Below are 20,287 nucleotides of genomic sequence, written 5' to 3' on the forward strand. Positions count from 1 at the left end.
GAATGCCCGACACCCAGACCTCCGCGAACCCAGCCGTCACCCTGACCATCGCCGGATCGGAGGCGACGGGCGGCGCCGGGGCGCAGGCCGACCTCAAGACGTTCCAGGAGCTGGGCGTCTACGGCGTCGTGGCCCTGACCTGCATCGTGTCCTTCGACCCGAAGAACGAGTGGCAGCACCGCTTCGTACCCGTGGACCGGCAGGTGATCGCCGACCAGCTCGAGGCCATCCAGTCCTGCTACCCCCTCGGAACGGTCAAGCTGGGGATGCTCGGCACCCCCGCGACCATCGACACCGTGGCCACCGCGCTGAAGAGCCAGGAGTGGGACAACGTGGTCCTCGATCCGGTGCTGATCTGCAAGGGCCAGGAACCCGGCGCAGCGCTCGACACCGACCAGGCGCTCAAGGCGAAAATCCTGCCGCTGGCCACCTTCGTCACGCCGAACCACTTCGAGGCGGAGTCCCTCTCCGGCATCACCATCCGGTCCCTCGACGACCTGAAGGAGGCTGCCCGGATCATCCACGGCCAGAGCGGCGCCGTGGTCCTAGCCAAGGGCGGCGTGCGCATCGAGGGCCCGGACGCCGTCGACGTCTACTTCGACGGGGAGACTCTCGAGGTCCTGTCCGCGCCGAAGGTGGGCGAGGTGGCCGTGAGCGGCGCTGGCTGCACCCTCGCTGCAGCGATCGCAGCAGAACTCGCGAAGGGGGCGGAGCCCCTGGATGCCGCCCGTACCGCCAAGGAGTTCGTCACCGAGGGCATCCGCAACCGCGTGGGGTCGAATGCCCCGTTCGACGCCGTCTGGCAGGGCGGCGCGCGATCGTCCCGGTAGCGGCAGGAACGGGATGAGCGCGCGCGTGGACCCTGCCGAGGACGACGGCCCGGGGGGAGGCGCCGCTCCCGACGACGGACGCGGGGAGAGCGCGAACCAGCGCCTCGACCGCAACTGGCAGGAGATGCTGCAGGAGCTCCGCGTCATGCAGACCGGCATCCAGATCCTGACCGGGTTCCTGCTGACACTCCCCTTCCAGTCGCGGTTCACCGAGCTCGACGACGTGCAGGTGGCCGTCTATCTGGGCCTGGTGTGCCTCTCGGCGCTCATCACGGCCCTGGTGCTCTCCTCGGTCAACCTGCACCGGGTCCTCTTCGGGCTCCGCGTGAAGGCGTCGCTCGTCCAGCAGACCGCCGCGATCATCCGGACGACCATCGCCCTCGTGGGCCTGGTGCTCGCCGGGACGGCCTGGCTGATCTTCGACCTCGTGGTGAGCCGTACGGCCGGGCTCGTCGTGGCAGGATCACTCCTGCTCACGGTGGGAGGCCTCTGGGTCGCCTATCCCCTGGCCGTCCGCCGTCGGGCACTCCGGGAACGCACCTGACGCCGCCCTGCCGACGTAGCGCGCCGGCTCCGGTCGGGTGCCTTCGGAGCAGCGCCTGCGGCCCTAGGTCGAGTGTGCGGCGAGGAACGAGTAGACCTCGGTCTCGTCCACGCCCGGGAAGGCGCCGGGAGGCATCGCGGCCAGGAGGTGCGAGTGTGCCCGGGCGCTCGGCCAGGCATGGCCGGCCCACTCCCGTGCGAGGTCCGACGGCGGCTGCCGGCAGCACGCCTCGTCCGGGCAGAAGGACTTCTCCCGGATCTCCGTGTCCCGTCCGCGGAACCACTTGACCTGCGCATAGGGCACGCCGATGCTCAGCGAGAATTCGCCGCTGGCGGCACGCTCGGTCCGCGCCGTGCACCAGAAGGTGCCGCTCGGGGTGTCGGTGTACTGGTTGTAGGCCCGGAACTTGTCCTGCACGTCGAACACGACGCGCGAGGTCCAGCGGCGGCAGGAGGGCTGGCCCTCGATCGCCCCCGTGTGGTCCTGCGGGAAGGTCACGCCATCGTTCTCGTAGGCCTTGTAGATGATGCCGCTCTTGTGGGTCTTCTGGAAGTGCGTCCTGATGTCCAGGTGCTCGGTGGCGAGGTTCGTGAAGCGGTGCGCGGCCGTCTCGTAGGACACCGCGAAGTTGTCGCGGATGTCCTCGACGGCGATCTCCTTCGCCGCCTTGGCCCGCACCAGGAACTCGACGGTGGGCCGCTCCGGGAGCAGGAGCGCGGCAGCGAAGTAGTTCGTGGCGACCCGCTGCCGGAGGAACTCGCCGTAGTTCTCGGGTGTCCGGTGCTCCAGCACGTAGTGCCCGAGCGCCTGCAGCAGCACCGACCGCGGATCGTGATCCGTCCGCTGCGACTGCGTCAGGTAGATCCGGCGGTTCTTCAGGTCCGTGACGGAACGCGTGGAATGCGGCAGGTCGCCGACGTGGTGCAGCGTGAACCCGAGGTGCGCGGCGATGTCGGCGATCAGGTGCTGCGACACGGGCCCCGCGCTGTAGCCGACGGCGTCGAGCACCGTCCGCGCCTGCGCCTCGATCTCCGGGAAGTAGTTGTTCCGTTCCCGCATGACGGCCCGCAGCTCGGCGTTGGCGCGCCGGGCCTCCTCGGGCGTGGCCACCTGCTCGTTGAGGCGCCGCTCGAGTTCGCGCTGCAGCCCGACGAGCGACTCCAGCACCTCCAGCGGCAGCCTCGAGGAGATGCGGACCTTCGGCAGGCCCAGCGACTCGTAGAGCGGCCCGCGCTGTGCACGCTCCAGTTCGATCTCCAGCGCCGCGCGACGCGACGGCGGCTCCGCTCCCAGGAGGTCGTCGATCGTCGCCCCCAGGGCCGCAGCGAGTCCCTGCAGCATGCCCAGCTTCGGTTCGCGCCTGCCGTTCTCAATGAGTGAGAGCTGCGAGGCGACCGTCCCGACGGCGGCCCCCAGATCGTCGAGCGTCATGCCCTGCGCCTTCCGCAGGTGCCGGACCCGCCGGCCGAGGCTGATCAGGTCCAGCGGGGCGCCCTGCGGACGCACCTGGGTCGCAGGAACGGGCCTGGTCCATGCGGGAGTCGTCATTTCTTGACGATAAGCGAAGAAGTGCGTTTCTTTCCAGACTTTTCCCCTAGGAAGGCCGGCAGAAGTGGCGAATCGTTGATTCCACACCAGCCGGGCAGCCCGGCCAGCACCTAAGGAGACGCAATGACGCAGGAACCCACCCCCTCGACCCCTTCCACGGACCGCGTCCAGGACGCCGCAGCCCAGGCGCTGGAGCTCGCATGGTCGGTGGACCCGCGCTGGGAAGGTGTCCGGCGCGATTACTCCGCGGCCGACGTCGTGCGCCTCTGCGGCAGCGTCCAGGAGGAGCACACACTGGCGCGGCGCGGAGCCGAGAAGCTCTGGCACCAGCTCACCACCGAGGCCGGGACCGGTGGCTACACCAACGCGCTCGGGGCGCTCACCGGCAACCAGGCGGTGCAGCAGGTCAAAGCCGGCCTGCGCGCCATCTACCTCTCCGGGTGGCAGGTGGCGGCGGATGCGAACAACTCGGGGCACACCTACCCCGACCAGTCGCTGTACCCGGCGAACTCGGTGCCCACGGTCGTCCGCCGCATCAACAACGCCCTCCTCCGCGCCGACCAGATCGAATGGGCCGAGGGCACCTCCACCGTCGAGGACTGGCTCGTCCCGATCGTCGCCGATGCCGAGGCCGGCTTCGGTGGACCGCTCAACGCCTACGAGCTCATGAAGTCGATGATCCAGGCCGGTGCCGCCGGCATCCACTGGGAGGACCAGCTCGCCTCGGAGAAGAAGTGCGGGCACCTCGGCGGAAAGGTGCTGATCCCGACCCAGCAGCACGTGCGGACCCTCAATGCCGCCCGCCTGGCCGCCGACGTGGCGGGGACGCCGTCGGTCATCGTCGCCCGCACCGACGCCGAGGCCGCGACCCTCATCACGTCCGACGTCGACGAGCGGGACCGGCCGTTCGTCACCGGCGAGCGCACGCCCGAGGGTTTCTACCACGTGCGCAACGGCCTGGAGGCATGCATCGCCCGTGGCCGCGCCTACGCCCCCTACGCCGACCTGCTCTGGATGGAGACGGGCACCCCGGACCTCGACCTCGCGCGGCGCTTCGCCGAGGGCATCAGGGCCGAGTTCCCCGACCAGATGCTCGCCTACAACTGCTCGCCGTCGTTCAACTGGCGCAAGCACCTCGACGACGCCACAATCGCGCGGTTCCAGCGCGAGCTCGGCGCCATGGGCTTCACGTTCCAGTTCATCACCCTCGCCGGATTCCACGCCCTCAACTACTCCATGTTCGACCTCGCGCACGGCTATGCGAGGGACGGCATGAGCGCCTACGTGGACCTGCAGGAGCGCGAGTTCGCCGCTGAATCCCGCGGCTACACCGCGACCAGGCACCAGCGTGAGGTCGGCACCGGCTACTTCGACTCCGTGGCCACGGCACTGAACCCCACCGGAAGCACCCTCGCGCTCGCCGGCTCCACCGAGTCGCAGCAGTTCCACTAGCACGTCCCGAGCAGCAACCCGCGAGGCGCCGGGAACGACCACGAGACCCGGCCCGGGCCGGCCTTCCCTGCCCTCTCGCGGCCCTCACACCCCAGGAGCACACCATGAACGACCCGTACACCCTGAATCGCATCACCCTCAACGCTCCACCCGTGCAGCGACAGGGCGAGATCCTCACCCGGGAGGCGCTCGACTTCGTCAAGGCGCTGCACAAGGCCACGCACAAGCGGCGCGAGGAGCTCCTCCGCCACCGTTGCCTCCAGCGGAAGTCCGTCGCGTCGGGCATCGACCCGCATTTCCTCCCCGAGACACGCCACATCCGGGAGGATGCGTCATGGCGGGTTGCACCGACGGCGCCGGGGCTCGAGGACCGCCGCGTCGAGATCACCGGCCCGGTGGACCGCAAGATGACCATCAACGCGCTCAACTCGGGAGCGAAGGTCTGGCTCGCGGACATGGAGGATTCGTCCACGCCGTCGTGGGCCAACGTGATCAACGGGCAGCTGAACCTGAAGGACGCGCTCGCGGGCCGCATCGGCTTCACCTCGCCGGAGGGCAGGGAGTACAGGGTGACGGGCTCCCCCGAGAACCTGCCGACGATCGTGGTGCGGCCCCGGGGCTGGCACCTGGCCGAGAAGCACGTGCTCATCCAGGACGTCGCGGTCGCGGGCGGCCTGTTCGACTTCGCCCTCTACTTCTTCCACAATGCCCGCACGCTGATGGAGCAGGGCCGGGGCCCGTACTTCTACCTCCCGAAGATCGAGAACCACCTCGAGGCCCGGCTCTGGAACGACATCTTCGTCCAGGCACAACAGCTGCTGGGCATCCCGCAGGGCACCATCCGCGCCACGGTGCTGATCGAGACCATCACGGCGGCCTTCGAGATGGAGGAGATCCTCTACGAACTGCGGGACCACGCGGCGGGCCTGAACGCCGGCCGCTGGGACTACATCTTCTCGGTCATCAAGAACTTCCGCACCCGCGGGCCGCGCTTCGTCCTGCCCGACCGCAACGCCGTGACGATGACGGCACCGTTCATGCGCGCCTACACCGAACAGCTCGTCCGCGCGTGCCATCGGCGGGGGGCACACGCGATCGGCGGGATGGCGGCATTCATCCCGAACCGGCGGGACGAGCAGGCCAACACGCTGGCCTTCGAGAAGGTCCGTGCGGACAAGTCCCGCGAGGCCGGCGACGGCTTCGACGGCTCATGGGTGGCCCACCCCGACCTCGTACCCGTGGCGATGGAGGTCTTCGACGCGGCGCTCGGCGACCGCCCGAACCAGCTCGACCGGATGCGCGACGACGTCCAGCCGGACGACAGGTCCCTGCTCGACGTCGCGGCGACACCCGGCACCATCACGGAACGGGGCGTCCGGGAGAACCTCGAGATCGGCGTCCGGTACATCGAGTCCTGGCTGCGGGGCAGCGGAGCCGCCGCCATCAACAACCTGATGGAGGATGCCGCGACCGCCGAGATCTCGCGGTCGCAGGTCTGGCAGTGGATCTACACGAGCGCCATCACGGAGGACGGCGACGTCATCACGCGCGAGTGGGTCACCGCCCTGCTGGACGAGGAATTCGACGCGCTCGCCCGGTTCGACGGCGATTTCTTCGACGAGGCCCGCGAGGTCTTCGAGGAGGTGGCGCTCGGCGAGGAGTTTCCGGCGTTCCTGACCGTCACCGCCTACTCGAAATACCTCCGGGAGGGCCGGACGCCGGTCGCGGCGTAGCGGAGCCGGCGGGAGGGACGGCGTGCGGGGTCGTCCCTCCCGCCGGCGGGCGGGCTAGGGGGCGGTGGGCGCCGGGGTGGGTGCCGGCGTGGAACCTTCCTCCGGTGCACACCTGAGACCCGCGGGCGTGATGTCCACCCCTTCCGGGGGGATGATGCCGGCGTAGGTGGACCCGAGGATGACGTCGACCGTCCTGTCCTCACGCTCATCGGCGACATAGACCGAGTCCGGGATGGTGCGCTGCACCGTGAAGGCGTTGGCGCGTCCGCCCTCCCCGGAGACGACGATCGCGGTCATACCGGTGGGGCCGACCTCGCGGTTCCCGATGTCGCGGACGGCGAAGGCGCGGCCCCGCAGCTGCTCCGCCGCGATGCCGGCGAGGCCGTCGATGCTCGTGCTGTTGTACACGTTGACGGTGACGGCGCTCGGGTCCTGGTAGTCGAACGGGCCGGCCGGACAGGTCGACGTCGGGCCCGGAGCCGGAGCCGGAGCCGCGTCGGAGGCTCCGATGCTGATGTCGCCGCGCGTGATCCCGAGGGCCACGTACACGGCGGCGGCCAGGAGCGCGACGAGCAGGACGAGAACCACCCCGTGGCGGATCCTGCGCAGGGAGGCGCGGTGCCGGCGTGTGTCGTCGTCCTCCGCGAAGACGGCACCGAGGTCCGTCTCGGTGATGATGCGGTGGCCGTGCCACTCGGTGGGATCACGCCTCGCCTGCGCCCGCTGCTCGCGCGACGAGCCGTGCTCAGTCATTGAGCACGAGGACTCTCGCATGCAGGATCGTCCGCTGGTGCAGCGCGGTCCGGACCGCACGGTGCAGGCCGTCCTCGAGGTACATGACGTCGTTCCACTGCACCACGTGCGGGAAGAGATCACCGAAGAACGTCGAGTCCTCGGCGAGCAGCGCTTCGAGGTCGAGGGTGGTCTTGGTGGTCACCAGTTCATCGAGCCGCACCTGCCGGGGAGCCACTTCCGCCCAGTCCTTGGGGGTCACATGTCCGTGGTCCGGGTACGGCCGGCCGTCACTTACTGCTTTGAAGATCACTGGTACAGCCTAGGTAATTGCCCGGGCCAATGGAACGTGGCGGCACCGCGGCCGTCATCTCGTGGCCCAATGGTTACCCCTTCCTGCCCCTGCCGCGGGCGGGAAGGCCCGGGAATCCGCTTCATGTACCGGCGTCCTGCTGGTGCGGCGGCAGCGCAGGGAGCTCGTCGCCGAGCGACGGATAGGAGGGCTGGGCGCCGGCGCCCTGGACCGCGTAGGAGCCGACGCGGACAGCGAATCGGACGGCGTCGTCGAGGGGCGTGCCCGCGGACAGTCCCGCGGCGAGCGCACCGACGAAGGCATCCCCGGCACCGGTCGTGTCCACCGTCGGGACGCGCGGCGCGGGCACGGCCCGGACGGGGCCGCCGTCGGACACCAGGGCGCCGGAGCCGCCGAGGGTCATCACCACGGACGCGAATCCACACGCGAGGAGGCTCCGGACGACGGCCTCGTGCCCGGACACCGCGTCACCTCCGAGATGCGCGAGGACCAGGGCGCCCTCGTGTTCGTTGACGACGAGCGGGTCTGCGCGCAGCAGCATCGCGCGGTCGAGGCCGATCACGGGCGCGAGATTGATGATCACCCGCCCGGCAGCCAGGCGCACCGCCGCCTCGGTCGCCTCCGCGGGCAGCTCACCCTGCACGACGACGACTGCCGCGTCCCGGATGACGTCCGCCGAGGCGGCGACGAGCCCGGCCGACACCTCGGCGTTCGCGCCCGGCAGCACCACGATGGAGTTCTCCCCGTCGTCGGACACCTGGACGACGGCCACGCCCGTGCCGCCGTCGGTCCGCCGGACCGCCCGCAGGTCCGCGCCCGCAGCGGCAAGGTCGGAGAGCGCGACGTCGGCATGGGCATCGGAGCCCACGGCACCGACCATCGCCACCTCGGCACCGAGCAGCGCCGCTGCGACGGCCTGGTTGGCTCCCTTGCCGCCCGGCAGGACCGTCATCGATCGGCCCAGTACGGTCTCGCCCGGTTGCGGGTGCCGTTCGAGGGTGACCACGAGGTCCGCGTTGATGGACCCGACGACGACGATGCCCGGCGACCCTGGATTCATCCCGCGAGTGTTTCACGGACGGCGCCCCGGCACCTCCCGAATGGAAGGACCGTGCGGCTCGGGAACATAATGGGACCATGCCTACGGACGCCCCGATCGACCTCCTGCCCGATGCCCCCGCCGCTCCCGCGACACACCAGGGGAACCCCGCCCAGGGGCTCCTGCTCGACGTCGACGGCCCGGTCGCGAGCCCTGTCACCCGCTCGGTTCCGGCCGGGATCATCGCCGACCTGCTCACGCTCGCGTCCGCCGGCTGGCCCGTGGTGTTCAACACCGGCCGATCGGACGCCTTCATCCGGCAGCAGGTCATGGAGCCGATGATCGCCGCCGGCCTACCTGCCGGGATCACGTTCCACGCCGTCTGCGAGAAGGGCGCCACCTGGTTCTCGTTCACCGCCGACGGCGCCGGCGAGGTGTTCATGGACCGGGACCTCGCCCTGCCGGCGAGCTTCGCCGACGACGTGCGGGACCTCGTGGAGGAGCAGTACTCGGACGTGATGTTCTTCGACGAGACGAAGCTGTCGATGGTCTCCGTGGAGCAGTCCCTCGATGCGACGAACGCCGACTACCTCGACGCGCAGCGCTCCTTCGACAACGACGCCCTCGACATCATGCACAGCCATGACATGGGTGCCTGCCGGCTCGACCGCGAGGAACCGGACAGCCAGGGGGACATCGAGTACCGGGTGGACCCGACCATCATCTCCACCGACATCGAATCGGTGCGTGTCGGCAAGGACCTCGGCGCCGAGCGGGCCCTCACACTCGTGGCACCCTTCATGGGGATCCCCCGCACGTGGCGGACCGTGGGGGACTCCCGGACGGACTACGCCATGGCCGACTACCTGCACGAGCAGGGCTTCGACGTCGCGCACGTCGACGTGCGGCCCGCCGACGGCGTCCCCGCGAAGCCGTACGAGGTCATCACGGAGGGCTCGCTCATCCACGAGGAGGCAGGAGCCGCCTTCCTCGCACGCTGCGTCGCGTCACTGGGCTGAGGTCGGGCCGGGGAGCGGTCGCCGCACTCAGGCTGCGGGACGCGCCAGGGCATCCTCGATCGCGGCGACGACCTCGGGGGCGTCCGGCTCCACGGTGGGAGCGAAGCGCGCGACGACGTCGCCCTCGCGGTTCACGAGGAACTTCTCGAAATTCCACTTCACGAGCCCGGGCAGGACGCCGTTCCTGAACTGCGTCAGCTGCCCGTAGAGCGGATGCTGGTCCGTGCCGCGGACGTCTCCCTTGGACATGAGCGGGAAGGTCACGCCGAAGGTGGTGGAGCAGAACTCGGCGATCTCGCCGTCGCTTCCCGGTTCCTGTCCCAGGAACTGGTTGCACGGCATCCCGAGGACCACGAGGCCCTCCTCGGCGTACCTGCCGTAGAGCTTCTCGAGGCCCGCGTACTGGGGCGTGAACCCGCATTTCGACGCCACGTTCACCACCAGGACGGGCCGGCCGCGGAAGTCGCCGAAGGACTTCCGGCTCCCGTCGTTCATCGTGAGGTCGATCCCGTACAGGCTGGGCGAGGACATGGCTGCTCCTTTGTGGATGGGTTCTGCTCCTGCTTCGTGCTGCGTGGCTGCCCGGATGGCTCCACGTCCGGGAGCGGCCAGGAGCAAACGGGCCCGCGGATGCGTTGGAAGGAACGGCGGCCGGGAAGGCCGCGCACCGGCCGCCCGGGCACATCCCGGGTCGGCCGCGAAGGTCACCAACAGGATAGGTCGTCGCATGGGATTGATCGACACGTGGAAGACGCAGCTCCGGACCACGTTCACGGACGGCGATCCCACCATCCCGCAGTGGCAGTTCGAGTTCGAGAAGGGCGACGACCTCGGCTACTTCCCGGTCGGCTCGGCGGTGTGGACGGTCCACAGCTCGATCACGCCCACCGTCGCGGGCATCCGCGCCCTGCTGCTCCAGGCGCTGCATCCGGGAGCCATGGCAGGCGTGCACGCCCACTCGAGCTTCCGCGAAGAACCGCTCGGACGCCTGGCGAACACGATCCGCTGGATCTTCACCGTCACGTACGGCTCGAAGACCGCCGCCCAGGAGGGCTCCGCGTTCGTGCAGCGGCTCCACACCAGGGTCAACGGCACGTACATCGACAGCCGGGGCGCCGAGCGGCCCTACTCGGCGGCGGATCCGGACCTGATCCGCTGGGTGCACCTGGCGTTCACGGACGCCTTCGTCGCCGCCCATGCAGCCTATGGCGGCCCCATCCCGGGCGGAGCCGACCAGTACGTCGCCGAGTGGGCTGCTGCCGGGGAACTGATGGGACTCGAGGACCCGCCGCGGTCCGAAGCCGAGCTGAAGGCGCAGCTCGCAGCGTTCGACGGTGAACTCACCGACAGCGACCAGGTGCAGGAGGCGCTGACCTACATCCGCCGTCCCCCGCTGCCGAGGTCCCAGCGCCTCGGCTACCGGGTGCTGTTCGCCGGGGCGGTAGCCACCCTCGAGCCGAGGCACCGCGAGATGCTCGGGCTCCGGACGCCGTCCCTCGGCCCGGTCCCCCTGCCCATCCGGACGGCGGTGCGGCTCGTCCTCGGAGTCATCCGGCTCGGGCTCGGGCCCCAGGGGCCCGCCGAGACCGCCGCGAAGAACCGCATCCGCCGCCTCAGCGGGGCGGCCGACCCCTCGGCGGCTTAAACAGCAGGACCCCGGCCGGTGGGCCGGGGTCCTGCTGTTTCGAGCAACAAGGCGGAGGATGGGGGATTTGAACCCCCGAGGGCGTGAACCCAACACGCGTTCCAGGCGTGCGCCATAGGCCGCTAGGCGAATCCTCCTTATTTGGAGCAGATACCAGAATACCCATACAAGCGGATCCTGCCGAATCGTGCCCTCCCGACCGGAGCCGACGCTTTCGCCGGACACCTTGGTGAGGCCGCGGCCCTCCCCCATACTCGGAGCATGATCGAGCAGCACTGTGGCGGGTAGCAGCCCCTCGCCGGCCGCGCTCGCCGCGGCCGATGTGGGGCCGAGACGACCGGAGTTCGCCTACGCCGCGGTCCTGTCCGCCGCGGTCGCCCTCGCCGTCGTCCTCGCGCTGACCAGCGGAAGGTACGGCTACCACCGCGACGAACTGTACTTCCGCCTGCTCGATCCCGCCTGGGGCTATGTGGATCAGCCGCCCCTGACTCCCCTGCTGGTGCAGGCGATCAGCGCCATCGCGGACGAGCCATGGGCGATCCGTATCCCGGCCGTTCTCGCGGCGGCAGGGTCCGTGCCTGTCATCGCACTCATCACCCGCGAACTCGGCGGTGACCGCTACGCCCAGGCACTCGCGGCCTGGGCGTACGCGACGGCATCCACGCCGCTGCTGCTGGGCCACGTCATGCTCACCGCTTCCCTGGATCTCCTGGTCTGGCCGGCGGTCGGCCTGTTCGTGATGCGTGCGTTGCTGCGGAACCAGGACCGGTGGTGGTATGCGGCAGGCGCGGTTGTCGGCCTGAGCATGTTCAACAAGCTCCTGATCGCCGGACTCCTGGTGTCGTTCACCGTGGGCGTTCTCATCCTGGGTCCACGCAGGGTCCTGTGGTCACGGGCAGTCCTTGCATCCGCCGGGCTGGCCCTGCTGGTCGGTGCTCCCAATCTGCTGTACCAGGCCCTGCACGGCTGGCCGCAGATCGGGATGGGTGCGGCCCTGTCCGGGAACAACGCCGGGGAGGTCCGCGTGGCCATGTGGCTGTTCCTCCTGGTGCTCCTCGGGCCGCCGCAGGTGCCGGTATGGATCGCCGGGTGGCTGTCCCTCGCCCGCCGCCCGTCGTGGCGCCCCGTCCGATTCCTGGCCGCCGCTTTCCCTGTGCTCCTCCTGCTGTCCTTCGCCGCCGGGTCCCAGATCTACTATCCGTTCGGTCTGCTGGCGATCCTCTTCGCTGCCGGGTGCGTCCCGACCGCGGCGTTCCTGGCGAAGCGCACCGCATGGCGCCGCGTGATGGTGCTCGGTCTCGTTGCCAGCGCGGCGATCTCTGCGGTGATCGCCCTGCCCGTCCTCCCCGAGCGGGCCCTCGGGGACAGCCCCGTACCGGACATCAATCAGCTGTCCGGGGACCAGATCGGCTGGCCCCGCTACGTGGAGCAGATCTCGGAGGTCCACAGGGCGGAGAAGCCGGGAACCGTCATCATCACGAGCAACTACGGTGAAGCGGGGGCCGTGGCACGGTACGGCCCGGACCTCGGTCTGCCGCAGCCGTACAGCGGGCACAACGAGCTCTACTTCGTTGCGCAGCCACCCGAGGGATCGACGACGGCCATCATCGTGGGCGGGCAGGCGGAGCGGGTCTCCCGCCTGTTCAGGGACTGTCGACTCGCCGGCACGCTCGACAACGGCGTGGACGTGGACAATGAGGAGCAGGACCAGCCGATCCTGGTGTGCACTGATCCCCTCGAGCCCTGGCATGAGACCTGGCCCGCATTTCAGCACTTCGATTGAGAGCCTGTAGACTCTTTCCCGGCCCCTCATGTGGTGTCATCCTGTGAACTCCCCCAGGACCGGAAGGTAGCAAGGGTAAGCGGGCTCTGGCAGGTGCATGGGGGGTCTTCACTTTAAGGGCGAGTCAGCGGGAGGTCGGACGGTGGCAGTTCAGGGCGCCGGACGCTTTGCTCCCAGCCCCTCCGGGCAGCTGCACCTCGGCAACCTCCGCACCGCCGTCCTCGCCTGGCTGTTCGCCCGGTCCACCGGACGGCGTTTCCTGATCCGGGTCGAGGACCTGGACCGCGTCCGCGCCGGCGCCGAAGGCGAGCAGCTCGCGGAACTGGCCGCACTCGGAATCACCTCCGACTCCCCCGTCATCCGCCAGAGCGAGCAGTCCGGACGCTACGAGCAGTCGCTCGCACGGCTGCTCGAACACGGGCTGGCCTACGAGTGCTTCTGCACGCGCCGGGATGTCCGCGACGCCGCGAGCGCGCCCCACGGCCGGCCCGGCTTCTACCCCGGCACGTGCCGGGAGCTCAGCGAGGGCGAGCGGGCGCGACGGCGCCTGGAGCGCCGGCCGGCGCTGCGCCTGAGGTCCGCCGTGGACACCTGGAGCGTGGAGGACCTGCTGGCCGGGCCGTTCACCGCCCCGGTCGACGACTTCGTCCTGCGCAGGAACGACGGCGTGATCGCCTACAACCTCGCGGTGGTGCTCGACGACGCCGCCCAGGGCATCGACCAGGTGGTGCGGGGGGCCGATCTGCTCGATTCCGCCCCCCGGCAGGCCTACCTCGCCACACTGCTCGGGCTTCCCGTCCCCGCGTATGCCCACGTGCCCCTCGCCGTGACGGCCGAGGGGCGCCGCTTGGCAAAACGGAACGGCGCTGTGACACTGGAGGACCTTGGCCGGCTGGGCCGGACACCGGCCGAGGTGCTGGACGTCATCCTGGCCTCCCTCGGGCTTCCCGGCGGCCCGCTCGGGTCCGCCCTCGCAGCCTTCGACCCCGGCACGCTGCCACGGAAACCCTGGGTCGTGGACCCGCCGGCCCTGTTCTCCACCTCCGCCGCCCCGGCATGTAAACCGTCAGCGCCAACCGATAAGGTTTCTCCGTGAGTACAGCCCTCTACCGCCGCTATCGTCCTGAGACCTTCGCGGACGTCATCGGCCAGGAGCATGTCACCGAACCCCTGATGGCGGCCATCGACAAGGACCGCATCAACCACGCCTACCTGTTCTCCGGGCCGCGCGGCTGCGGCAAGACCACCTCCGCCCGCATCCTCGCCCGCTGCCTCAACTGCGCGCAGGGCCCCACGTCCACTCCCTGCGGTACGTGTGACAGCTGCGTGGAACTGGCACGCAACGGCTCGGGCAGCCTCGACGTCATCGAGATCGACGCCGCCAGCCACGGCGGCGTGGACGACGCGCGCGACCTCCGTGAGCGTGCGACCTTCGCGCCGGTCCGGGACCGCTTCAAGATCTTCATCATCGACGAGGCCCACATGGTCACGTCCGCGGGCTTCAACGCGCTCCTGAAGATCGTGGAGGAGCCGCCGGAGCATATCCTCTTCATCTTCGCGACCACCGAGCCGGACAAGGTCATCGGCACCATCCGCTCGCGCACGCACCACTACCCCTTCCGGCTCGTTCCGCCGGAACCGCTGATGGCGTACCTCGAACTGCTGTGCCGCCAGGAGAACGTGCCGGTGGCACCGGGTGTGCTCTCGCTCGTGATCCGGGCCGGCGGTGGCTCCGTCCGCGATTCGCTCTCCGTGCTGGACCAGCTGATGGCCGGCGCCGGCGAGAACGGGCTCGACTACGAGCTCGCGGTCTCACTCCTCGGCTACACGCATGCCACCCTCCTCGACGACGTCGTCGACTCCGTGGCCGCGGGTGATGCCGCAACCGTCTTCAACGCCGTGGACCGCGTGATCCAGACCGGCCACGACCCCCGCCGCTTCGTCGAGGACCTCCTCGAACGGTTCCGGGACCTGATCGTCATCAATGCCGTCCCCGAGGGCGCTGCATCGATCCTTCGCGGTGTCCCGGACGATCAGCTCAACCGCATGCGCACCCAGGCGGGCCAGCTCGGTGCCGGGGAGCTGTCCCGGGCGGCGGACGTCACCAACTCGGCGCTGACCGAGATGACCGGGGCGACATCCCCGCGCCTGCACCTCGAACTGCTGTGTGCCCGGCTCCTGCTCCCGGCGGCCGACGCGACTGCACGCGGCACCCTCGCGCGGGTGGACCGCATCGAGCGCCGCCTCGAATACGCCGCCGGCACACCTGCGGTCGAGGCGGACGAAGCGCCCAGGCCGCCGGCGCGTCCCAGGCTCGACGGCGTTCCCCGGACCGCCGAGGAAGCAGCCGCCCGCTGGTCCCTCCCCGCTGCGGACAGGGCGGCTCCCGCGGATCCTGCAACGGCACAGGGTGCTGCCCCCGGCACCCACGCGCCCGCAGTCCCTGCCGCAGCGCGGGTCGAGCGACCGGCCGGAACCCCCACCGCCGATTCGTCTCCGGATTGGGGCGGCAGCTGGGGCGTGTCCAACACGTCGGCATTCTCCGACGCAGCCGACGCGCGGCCGAAAGGCCCGGCAGCGGCCGGTCCCGCGCCTGCCACCGGTCAGCCCGGGCCGGATGCCGCCACGACCGCAGGACAGGACTCGCCCGTAGCCGACGCGCAGGTGAACCCGCAGGGGGAAACCGTCGGCAACCGCCCGGCGCAGGTCGGCCCGGCAGCTGCCTCGCCGGCTGCGACCGGTGAATCAGCGCCGTCTTCCCGCCAGGCAGGACAGCCCGCGGCGTCTCCCGGGCCGCAGGCAGGCGCGGCCCGCGGGCAGGGCGGTCCGGCCCAAGGCGATCCGGCCCAGGCCAGTCCGGAGCAGCCGCGGCAGGATGCTCCCCGACCCGAATCGGGTCATCAGGCACGGCCCGCCGCGTCCGGTGGCAACGTCGAGATGGTGCGCCGTGCGTGGCCCGAGATCATGGACGAGGTGGCGCGGATCAAGCGCGCTACCTGGTTGATCGTCAACGTCGCCGCGAAGCCCCGTTCCTTCGAGGGCAACCAGTTGGTCCTCGCTTTCGCGAACCAGGGAAACGCCATCGGATTCCAGCGTGGGCCCCATATGGACAACGTGAAGCAGGCCATCCACAAGGTACTCGGCCTCACCTGTTCCATCGAGGCAGTCCATGACGCCGGCGGGTCGGGTGAGTCGGGCCCAAAAGTACCGGCCGGCCAGGCGGCCACGGGGAGTAACCCGGGCCCGGTTTCCCCCGCGCCATCCGCTGATCCACGCGGGGCACGGCAGACGTCGCCCGGGACCGCTCAGCCTCCCGTCGGCGGAATGCGCAGTGGGCACTCCGGTCCGGCCGCCGAGGCTGGTTCGGAGGTCGGGGACAGGAATGCCTCCGGCGCCGACAGGAACCTAGCTCCCGCCCCCCGTGCGGGTGAGGACAGTAACGCAGCGGCAGCCGCGAGCGCGCCCGGCGCATCTCGGGTGCCGGCGTCGGCCACTCCGCCCCGCGCGCCTGGCACTCCCGACACCGCCCGCACCCCCAACGCGCCCAGCACCTCTGATGCGACCGGTTCACCGGCATCAGCCACTGCGCCCCGCGCGTCCGGCTCAGCCGATGCTGCCCCTGGTTCGCCCGCCTCGTCGACGGCCGCCTCGCTCGAGTCCGACGCCGCCGGCCGTGCGGCCGGGCAGCCTGCGCGGACCGACGCGCAGCCGGACCCGGGAACCGCCGGCAGTGGCTCGGGGAGGACCCGCGGGGACGCTCCGACCGCCGCCCCTCGGGGTGCGGCGCGCGCATCAGCGCAGCTCGAGCCGTCGGTGTCCGAGGCCGTCAGCGCATGGGACCCGTCCATGTCCGACGACTCCTGGGCCCTCGTCGAGCCGCCCGAGGAAGCTTTCGATCCCGGCCCGGGCTGGGGCTCCGTGCCCGAGGATCCCTTCGAGCGCAGAGCACAGGCACAGGCACAGGCACCAGCACCAGCACCAGCACCGGCACAGGCGCCGCAGGGCAGCCGGTCCGGACGACCGGGCAGCACCCCGACGCCGACCCCGACGCGCGCCTCCGAGGAGACCCGCCAGGCGGACAGCGATGGGTCGCGCAAACCCGGACCGGTCGCTGCCGCCTCGCCGCCGGAGGGCGCAGGAGCACCACGCCCGGCGATCGTCCGGCCCAGCGGCACGCCGGATACCGAACCGGCACCCTCCCGCTCCGTGGTCTGGAGTCCGGCCGTACAGTCAGGTGCGGGCACCGCCGCCTCGACGAAGGTGTCACCGGCGTCCGCACCGCCTGGTCCGATGACGGCCGGTGGGGCGGTCGGCATGGCCACCAGAGGACGGGGTTCCGTCGCGCGGCCATCCGGCGCTGATCAGGGGACCGCCGACACCGAGGAGCGCCCGGCGTCCGCGGAGCACGTTCGGCAGAAGCCGGTCAGCCGTTACCAGCAGCTGCTCGATGAAGCGGAACGGAAGCGGGCCGAGGAGGCCGCCGCCGCTCGGGGCACCGCGGACCTGCGCTTCGTCGAGGACGAGCCCAGTGCGGATGACGAGACCATCGAGGAATCCGGCCTCGTGGGCCGCACCGCCATCGAACGCATCCTCAACGGACGCCTTGTCGAGGAACGCAGCGTGGACGGCCAGTAGGGCCGCAGGTGGAAGCTCCGCTCCCGGCAACGCTGAGGGCGTAACCCTGGCGCCGTCCGGTGGGGGCCACGCCGCCGGGCAGGGCGGACAATGGAAGAGGCTCCCCCGGGCACCACCGAGGAAGGGGCCAACAGCAGGTTCCCGCGACGAGCTCGCCGGGACCGTCATGAGCAGCAGATAAGGAATCACCGTGTACGAAGGCGCAGTGCAGGAGCTGATCGACGAGCTCGGACGCCTGCCCGGGGTAGGCCCGAAGTCGGCCCAACGCCTCGCGTTCCACATCCTCGAGGCCGACGGCGAGGACATGTCGCGCCTCGTCACGGCCATCACCACCGTCAAGGAACGCGTGAAGTTCTGCAGCATCTGCGGCAACGTCGCCGAGCAGGAGCAGTGCGCCATCTGCCGTGACCCGCGCCGCGACCCGACCATGATCTGCGTGGTCGAGGAATCCAAGGACGTGATCGCGGTCGAGCGGACGCGGTCCTTCCGCGGGCGGTACCACGTCCTGGGAGGCGCGATCAATCCGATCGCGGGCATAGGCCCGGACCAGTTGCGCATCCGCGAGCTGCTGTCCCGGCTCTCGGACGAGAAGATCCAGGAGATCATCATCGCCACAGACCCCAACCTCGAGGGCGAAGCGACGGCCACCTACCTGGTGCGCATGCTCAAGACCATCGGCATACCCGTGACGCGGCTCGCTTCGGGTCTTCCGGTGGGCGGCGACCTCGAGTACGCCGACGAGGTGACCCTCGGACGCGCGTTCGAGGGCCGCCGCGCCATGTCCTGATCCTCAGGCGATGCGCGTCCCCTGCGCGAGGCGCCTCGCCGGCATCGTCAACCTGCGGCGCCCGATCAGCAGGAGCACGCCCGCCAGGACCACCTGGACCCCGAGGCCCAGCGGCCAGATCGGACTCTCCTGCGGGAGCGGCCGGAGGGCCTGCGCGTACTCCTCGCAGGTCTGGTCGACGTCGGGCCCGGCCTGGGCGGCCCGCACCCCCTGGCTGATCGTCTCCATGATGCCCGGTGAGTAGTAGGGCCCGCTGGGCTCGTACGCGGAGGGGTCGGCGGTCGTCCCGGGTTCAGGAAGATCCTCGACGCTGTAGGGAACGGCGTCGGCGACCACCACGAACGGATTGGCGGCGAGCATCCACGCGATGTACTCCGTACGCGGGATCATGCTCTGGCTCGTCTGCGTGACGCACTCCATCTCCGCCCCCTCCTCGGGGATGCCGCTGCTATCGAGGCTGCCCTCCGGGTAGGTGTAGTACGACGTCGTCGTGGTCCGCTCCTCCATCACCAGGGTGGTGCTCAGCCCGAAGACGATCAGGGTGCCGACCGCCAGCAGCGCCACCAGCATGTAGGTGCTGACGATCGAGAACAGCGGCCGGCCGGCGAGCGCGGAGACACCGACCCCGAGAGCGCAGACGACACCCAGTTCGACGGCCAGCATCAGGAGGGAGACCAGCGCCTCCTGCGCGTCCACTCCGCCGAGGGCCAGCGCCCAGAAGATGAAGGGGCTGCTGAGGACGAGGAAGGCGAGCGATCCCACCCAGGATGCGAGCCATTTGCCCAGCAGCAGCTGTCCCGGCGTCAGGAGCGTCACCTGCAGGATCGCGAGCGTGCCGCCGGCGCGGTCGCCGTTGATGGCGTTGGCGGACAATCCGGGCGCCACGAGCAGGCCGAAGAACAGCACGAAGCCGACGATCAGGTCGAAGAGGATGCCGCCCTCGTTGTCGGTGGCCCCGAGCACTCCGGTGGCGAGTACGAAGATGGCGCCGATCACCACGAACCAGACGCCGAGCATCCAGTACCAGGCCCTGCCGCGCAGCCGTTGTTTCATCTCGAGGCCGAAGACGGTGCGGACGGCGGACCAGAAGGGCAGTTCCGTGGCGGTCCGGACGGGATGCGGAGTCGAGGGTTCTGTCGCGGTGCTCATAGTCGGTCCGTATCCAGGCTCATGTAGGTCTCTTCGAGCGCACCTCCGGCGGGTGCGAACGCGGTGATGACGACGTCGCCCGTCACCAGGGTACGCAGCAGCCAGGAGGCTTCCGCGGTACTGCCGAGCTGGACGATGAACTCCTCGCGGCGGGAGTCTCCCCGCGTCTCGAACCGGACTCCGTAACTCTGCAGGGCGGCGGCCAGCGCCGACATCGGTTCTGCCTGGACGTAGTAGCGCCGCGTCTGGCTGCCCGCCTCGTCCAGCGTCTGGCTCTTGACCGACTGCCCGCGGCTGACGAAGACGGCGCGGTCCGCGATCTCGTCGAGCTCGGACAGGACGTGGCTCGAGACGACGACGGTCTTGCCCTGGGCGGCCAGGGACCGCAGGAGGGCCCTGAGCTCCACGCGGGATCCCGGGTCGAGTCCGGAGGCCGGTTCGTCCAGAAGCAGCACCTGTGGGTCATGGATCAGCGCGCGGGCCAGGCTGAGCCGCTGCTGCTGTCCGCGCGAGAGGACGCGCGCCGGCTGCCTGCCGAACTCCGTGAGGTTCACGGCGACCAGCAACTCGTCGGCACGCCGGGTACTGTCCGCCGCGCTCATCCCGTAGAGGGCGCCGAGGGTCTTCAGCACTTCGAGCGCGGTCAGGGATTCCCACACACCGAGGGTGTCCGGCATCCAGCCGACCCGGCTCCGCACCTCGGCGGCCTGCGTGACGGGATCGAACCCCGCCACGCGCACAGTGCCGAGATCGGGAGCCAGGAGGCTCGCCAGGATCAAGAGCAGGGTTGTCTTGCCGGAGCCGTTGGGACCGATCAGAGCGGTCACTTCCCCGGGCGGAGCCTCGAAATCGATGTCGCGGATCGCATGCACGGAACCGAAGCTCCGCGCAACTCCCTCGACAACGATTCCCCCAAATTCGTTGGTCATGCTACGAGGGTATGCGACGCCAGAGCGCCCGGACCGGAAGGTGGCTCGGGAATCTCCGCCGGGGCGCCTGTTCTTATTCGGACCCAGACTTTGGGCAGGGAATTACCCCGCCGCTACACTGGCACGGGCGTCGGATCCCGATTCGCGTT

At 70.2% G+C, this 20,287-nt stretch carries 17 protein-coding genes, 1 tRNA gene and 1 other RNA gene; 11 read left to right on the forward strand and 8 right to left on the reverse strand.

Going from position 1 to position 20,287, the window contains the following annotated elements; all coding sequences use genetic code 11:
* Positions 1-2 precede the first annotated feature (2 nt).
* Positions 3-830 (forward strand): bifunctional hydroxymethylpyrimidine kinase/phosphomethylpyrimidine kinase, encoded by an 828-nt coding sequence (thiD, locus tag AC1MFI_RS03470; protein WP_479819690.1) that lies wholly within the window; start codon positions 3-5, stop codon positions 828-830.
* A 13-nt stretch (positions 831-843) separates the two neighbouring features.
* Complete coding sequence (locus tag AC1MFI_RS03475) at positions 844-1,374, forward strand: DUF6328 family protein (protein ID WP_479819692.1); 531 nt, start codon at positions 844-846, stop codon at positions 1,372-1,374.
* A 63-nt stretch (positions 1,375-1,437) separates the two neighbouring features.
* Here AC1MFI_RS03475 and AC1MFI_RS03480 read toward each other — a convergent pair whose 3' ends face one another.
* Positions 1,438-2,922, reverse strand: coding sequence for a helix-turn-helix domain-containing protein (locus AC1MFI_RS03480; RefSeq protein ID WP_479819694.1), 1,485 nt, complete (start codon positions 2,920-2,922; stop codon positions 1,438-1,440).
* A 123-nt stretch (positions 2,923-3,045) separates the two neighbouring features.
* Here AC1MFI_RS03480 and aceA point away from each other — a divergent pair, with 123 nt between their 5' ends.
* Both aceA and aceB read left to right on the forward strand, forming a co-directional pair.
* The gene (aceA, locus tag AC1MFI_RS03485; RefSeq protein ID WP_479819696.1) at positions 3,046-4,374 is read left to right on the forward strand and encodes an isocitrate lyase; all 1,329 of its coding nucleotides are present in this window, start codon (positions 3,046-3,048) and stop codon (positions 4,372-4,374) included.
* Between the two features lie 104 nt (positions 4,375-4,478).
* Entirely contained in the window at positions 4,479-6,107 is a 1,629-nt protein-coding gene (gene aceB / locus AC1MFI_RS03490; protein WP_479819698.1) for a malate synthase A, read from the forward strand.
* A 54-nt stretch (positions 6,108-6,161) separates the two neighbouring features.
* Here the strand turns inward: aceB and AC1MFI_RS03495 are convergent, their stop codons facing one another.
* The 3 genes from AC1MFI_RS03495 to AC1MFI_RS03505 form a co-directional block, all read right to left on the reverse strand.
* The gene (locus AC1MFI_RS03495; RefSeq protein WP_479819700.1) at positions 6,162-6,860 is read right to left on the reverse strand and encodes a LytR C-terminal domain-containing protein; all 699 of its coding nucleotides are present in this window, start codon (positions 6,858-6,860) and stop codon (positions 6,162-6,164) included.
* Positions 6,853-7,152, reverse strand: a complete 300-nt coding sequence (locus AC1MFI_RS03500) for a type II toxin-antitoxin system VapB family antitoxin (protein ID WP_400484238.1) — start codon at positions 7,150-7,152, stop codon at positions 6,853-6,855. The genes AC1MFI_RS03495 and AC1MFI_RS03500 overlap by 8 nt, the downstream gene beginning before the upstream one ends.
* Before the next feature lie 121 nt (positions 7,153-7,273).
* On the reverse strand, positions 7,274-8,212 hold the full coding sequence (locus AC1MFI_RS03505; protein ID WP_479819702.1) for a ribokinase: 939 nt from the start codon (positions 8,210-8,212) through the stop codon (positions 7,274-7,276).
* Positions 8,213-8,289: 77 nt separating this feature from the next.
* On the opposite strand from AC1MFI_RS03505, the gene AC1MFI_RS03510 reads away from it, so the two are divergent.
* Positions 8,290-9,210 (forward strand): hypothetical protein, encoded by a 921-nt coding sequence (locus tag AC1MFI_RS03510; RefSeq protein WP_479819704.1) that lies wholly within the window; start codon positions 8,290-8,292, stop codon positions 9,208-9,210.
* A 27-nt stretch (positions 9,211-9,237) separates the two neighbouring features.
* Here AC1MFI_RS03510 and AC1MFI_RS03515 read toward each other — a convergent pair whose 3' ends face one another.
* Positions 9,238-9,741: a glutathione peroxidase gene (locus AC1MFI_RS03515; protein ID WP_479819706.1), complete on the reverse strand. Its 504-nt coding sequence runs from the start codon at positions 9,739-9,741 to the stop codon at positions 9,238-9,240.
* Between the two features lie 196 nt (positions 9,742-9,937).
* On the opposite strand from AC1MFI_RS03515, the gene AC1MFI_RS03520 reads away from it, so the two are divergent.
* The gene (locus AC1MFI_RS03520; protein ID WP_479819708.1) at positions 9,938-10,855 is read left to right on the forward strand and encodes an oxygenase MpaB family protein; all 918 of its coding nucleotides are present in this window, start codon (positions 9,938-9,940) and stop codon (positions 10,853-10,855) included.
* Positions 10,856-10,907: 52 nt separating this feature from the next.
* Here AC1MFI_RS03520 and AC1MFI_RS03525 read toward each other — a convergent pair.
* Positions 10,908-10,992: transfer RNA gene (locus AC1MFI_RS03525), tRNA-Ser, on the reverse strand.
* A 140-nt stretch (positions 10,993-11,132) separates the two neighbouring features.
* Between AC1MFI_RS03525 and AC1MFI_RS03530 the strand changes: the two genes are divergently transcribed.
* The 5 genes from AC1MFI_RS03530 to recR all read left to right on the forward strand — a co-directional run bounded on the left by AC1MFI_RS03530 (position 11,133) and on the right by recR (position 18,060).
* The gene (locus tag AC1MFI_RS03530; protein WP_479819710.1) at positions 11,133-12,638 is read left to right on the forward strand and encodes a glycosyltransferase family 39 protein; all 1,506 of its coding nucleotides are present in this window, start codon (positions 11,133-11,135) and stop codon (positions 12,636-12,638) included.
* 17 nt (positions 12,639-12,655) lie between these two features.
* An RNA gene (ffs, locus tag AC1MFI_RS03535) (signal recognition particle sRNA small type) lies at positions 12,656-12,751 on the forward strand.
* 29 nt (positions 12,752-12,780) lie between these two features.
* The gene (gene gluQRS, locus AC1MFI_RS03540) at positions 12,781-13,734 is read left to right on the forward strand and encodes a tRNA glutamyl-Q(34) synthetase GluQRS (RefSeq protein WP_479819711.1); all 954 of its coding nucleotides are present in this window, start codon (positions 12,781-12,783) and stop codon (positions 13,732-13,734) included.
* The gene (locus AC1MFI_RS03545) at positions 13,731-17,273 is read left to right on the forward strand and encodes a DNA polymerase III subunit gamma and tau (RefSeq protein ID WP_479819713.1); all 3,543 of its coding nucleotides are present in this window, start codon (positions 13,731-13,733) and stop codon (positions 17,271-17,273) included. The genes gluQRS and AC1MFI_RS03545 overlap by 4 nt, the downstream gene beginning before the upstream one ends.
* Before the next feature lie 190 nt (positions 17,274-17,463).
* Positions 17,464-18,060, forward strand: a complete 597-nt coding sequence (gene recR, locus AC1MFI_RS03550; RefSeq protein WP_479819715.1) for a recombination mediator RecR — start codon at positions 17,464-17,466, stop codon at positions 18,058-18,060.
* A gap of 3 nt (positions 18,061-18,063) precedes the next feature.
* Here the strand turns inward: recR and AC1MFI_RS03555 are convergent, their stop codons facing one another.
* Positions 18,064-19,209, reverse strand: a complete 1,146-nt coding sequence (locus AC1MFI_RS03555) for an ABC transporter permease (protein ID WP_479819717.1) — start codon at positions 19,207-19,209, stop codon at positions 18,064-18,066.
* Positions 19,206-20,138, reverse strand: coding sequence for an ABC transporter ATP-binding protein (locus AC1MFI_RS03560; protein WP_479819719.1), 933 nt, complete (start codon positions 20,136-20,138; stop codon positions 19,206-19,208). The genes AC1MFI_RS03555 and AC1MFI_RS03560 overlap by 4 nt, the downstream gene beginning before the upstream one ends.
* Positions 20,139-20,287: the final 149 nt, after the last annotated feature.

Source organism: Arthrobacter sp. BC5 (assembly GCF_056680255.1).

Excerpts from the sequence above, each read along its gene's own strand:
- thiD (WP_479819690.1), top strand. The coding sequence starts at position 3 with ATGCCCGACACCCAGACCTCCGCGAACCCAGCCGTCACCCTGACCATC.
- AC1MFI_RS03475 (WP_479819692.1), top strand. The coding sequence starts at position 844 with ATGAGCGCGCGCGTGGACCCTGCCGAGGACGACGGCCCGGGGGGAGGC.
- AC1MFI_RS03480 (WP_479819694.1), bottom strand. The coding sequence starts at position 2,922 with ATGACGACTCCCGCATGGACCAGGCCCGTTCCTGCGACCCAGGTGCGT.
- aceA (WP_479819696.1), top strand. The coding sequence starts at position 3,046 with ATGACGCAGGAACCCACCCCCTCGACCCCTTCCACGGACCGCGTCCAG.
- aceB (WP_479819698.1), top strand. The coding sequence starts at position 4,479 with ATGAACGACCCGTACACCCTGAATCGCATCACCCTCAACGCTCCACCC.
- AC1MFI_RS03495 (WP_479819700.1), bottom strand. The coding sequence starts at position 6,860 with ATGACTGAGCACGGCTCGTCGCGCGAGCAGCGGGCGCAGGCGAGGCGT.
- AC1MFI_RS03505 (WP_479819702.1), bottom strand. The coding sequence starts at position 8,212 with ATGAATCCAGGGTCGCCGGGCATCGTCGTCGTCGGGTCCATCAACGCG.
- AC1MFI_RS03510 (WP_479819704.1), top strand. The coding sequence starts at position 8,290 with ATGCCTACGGACGCCCCGATCGACCTCCTGCCCGATGCCCCCGCCGCT.
- AC1MFI_RS03515 (WP_479819706.1), bottom strand. The coding sequence starts at position 9,741 with ATGTCCTCGCCCAGCCTGTACGGGATCGACCTCACGATGAACGACGGG.
- AC1MFI_RS03520 (WP_479819708.1), top strand. The coding sequence starts at position 9,938 with ATGGGATTGATCGACACGTGGAAGACGCAGCTCCGGACCACGTTCACG.
- AC1MFI_RS03555 (WP_479819717.1), bottom strand. The coding sequence starts at position 19,209 with ATGAGCACCGCGACAGAACCCTCGACTCCGCATCCCGTCCGGACCGCC.
- AC1MFI_RS03560 (WP_479819719.1), bottom strand. The coding sequence starts at position 20,138 with ATGACCAACGAATTTGGGGGAATCGTTGTCGAGGGAGTTGCGCGGAGC.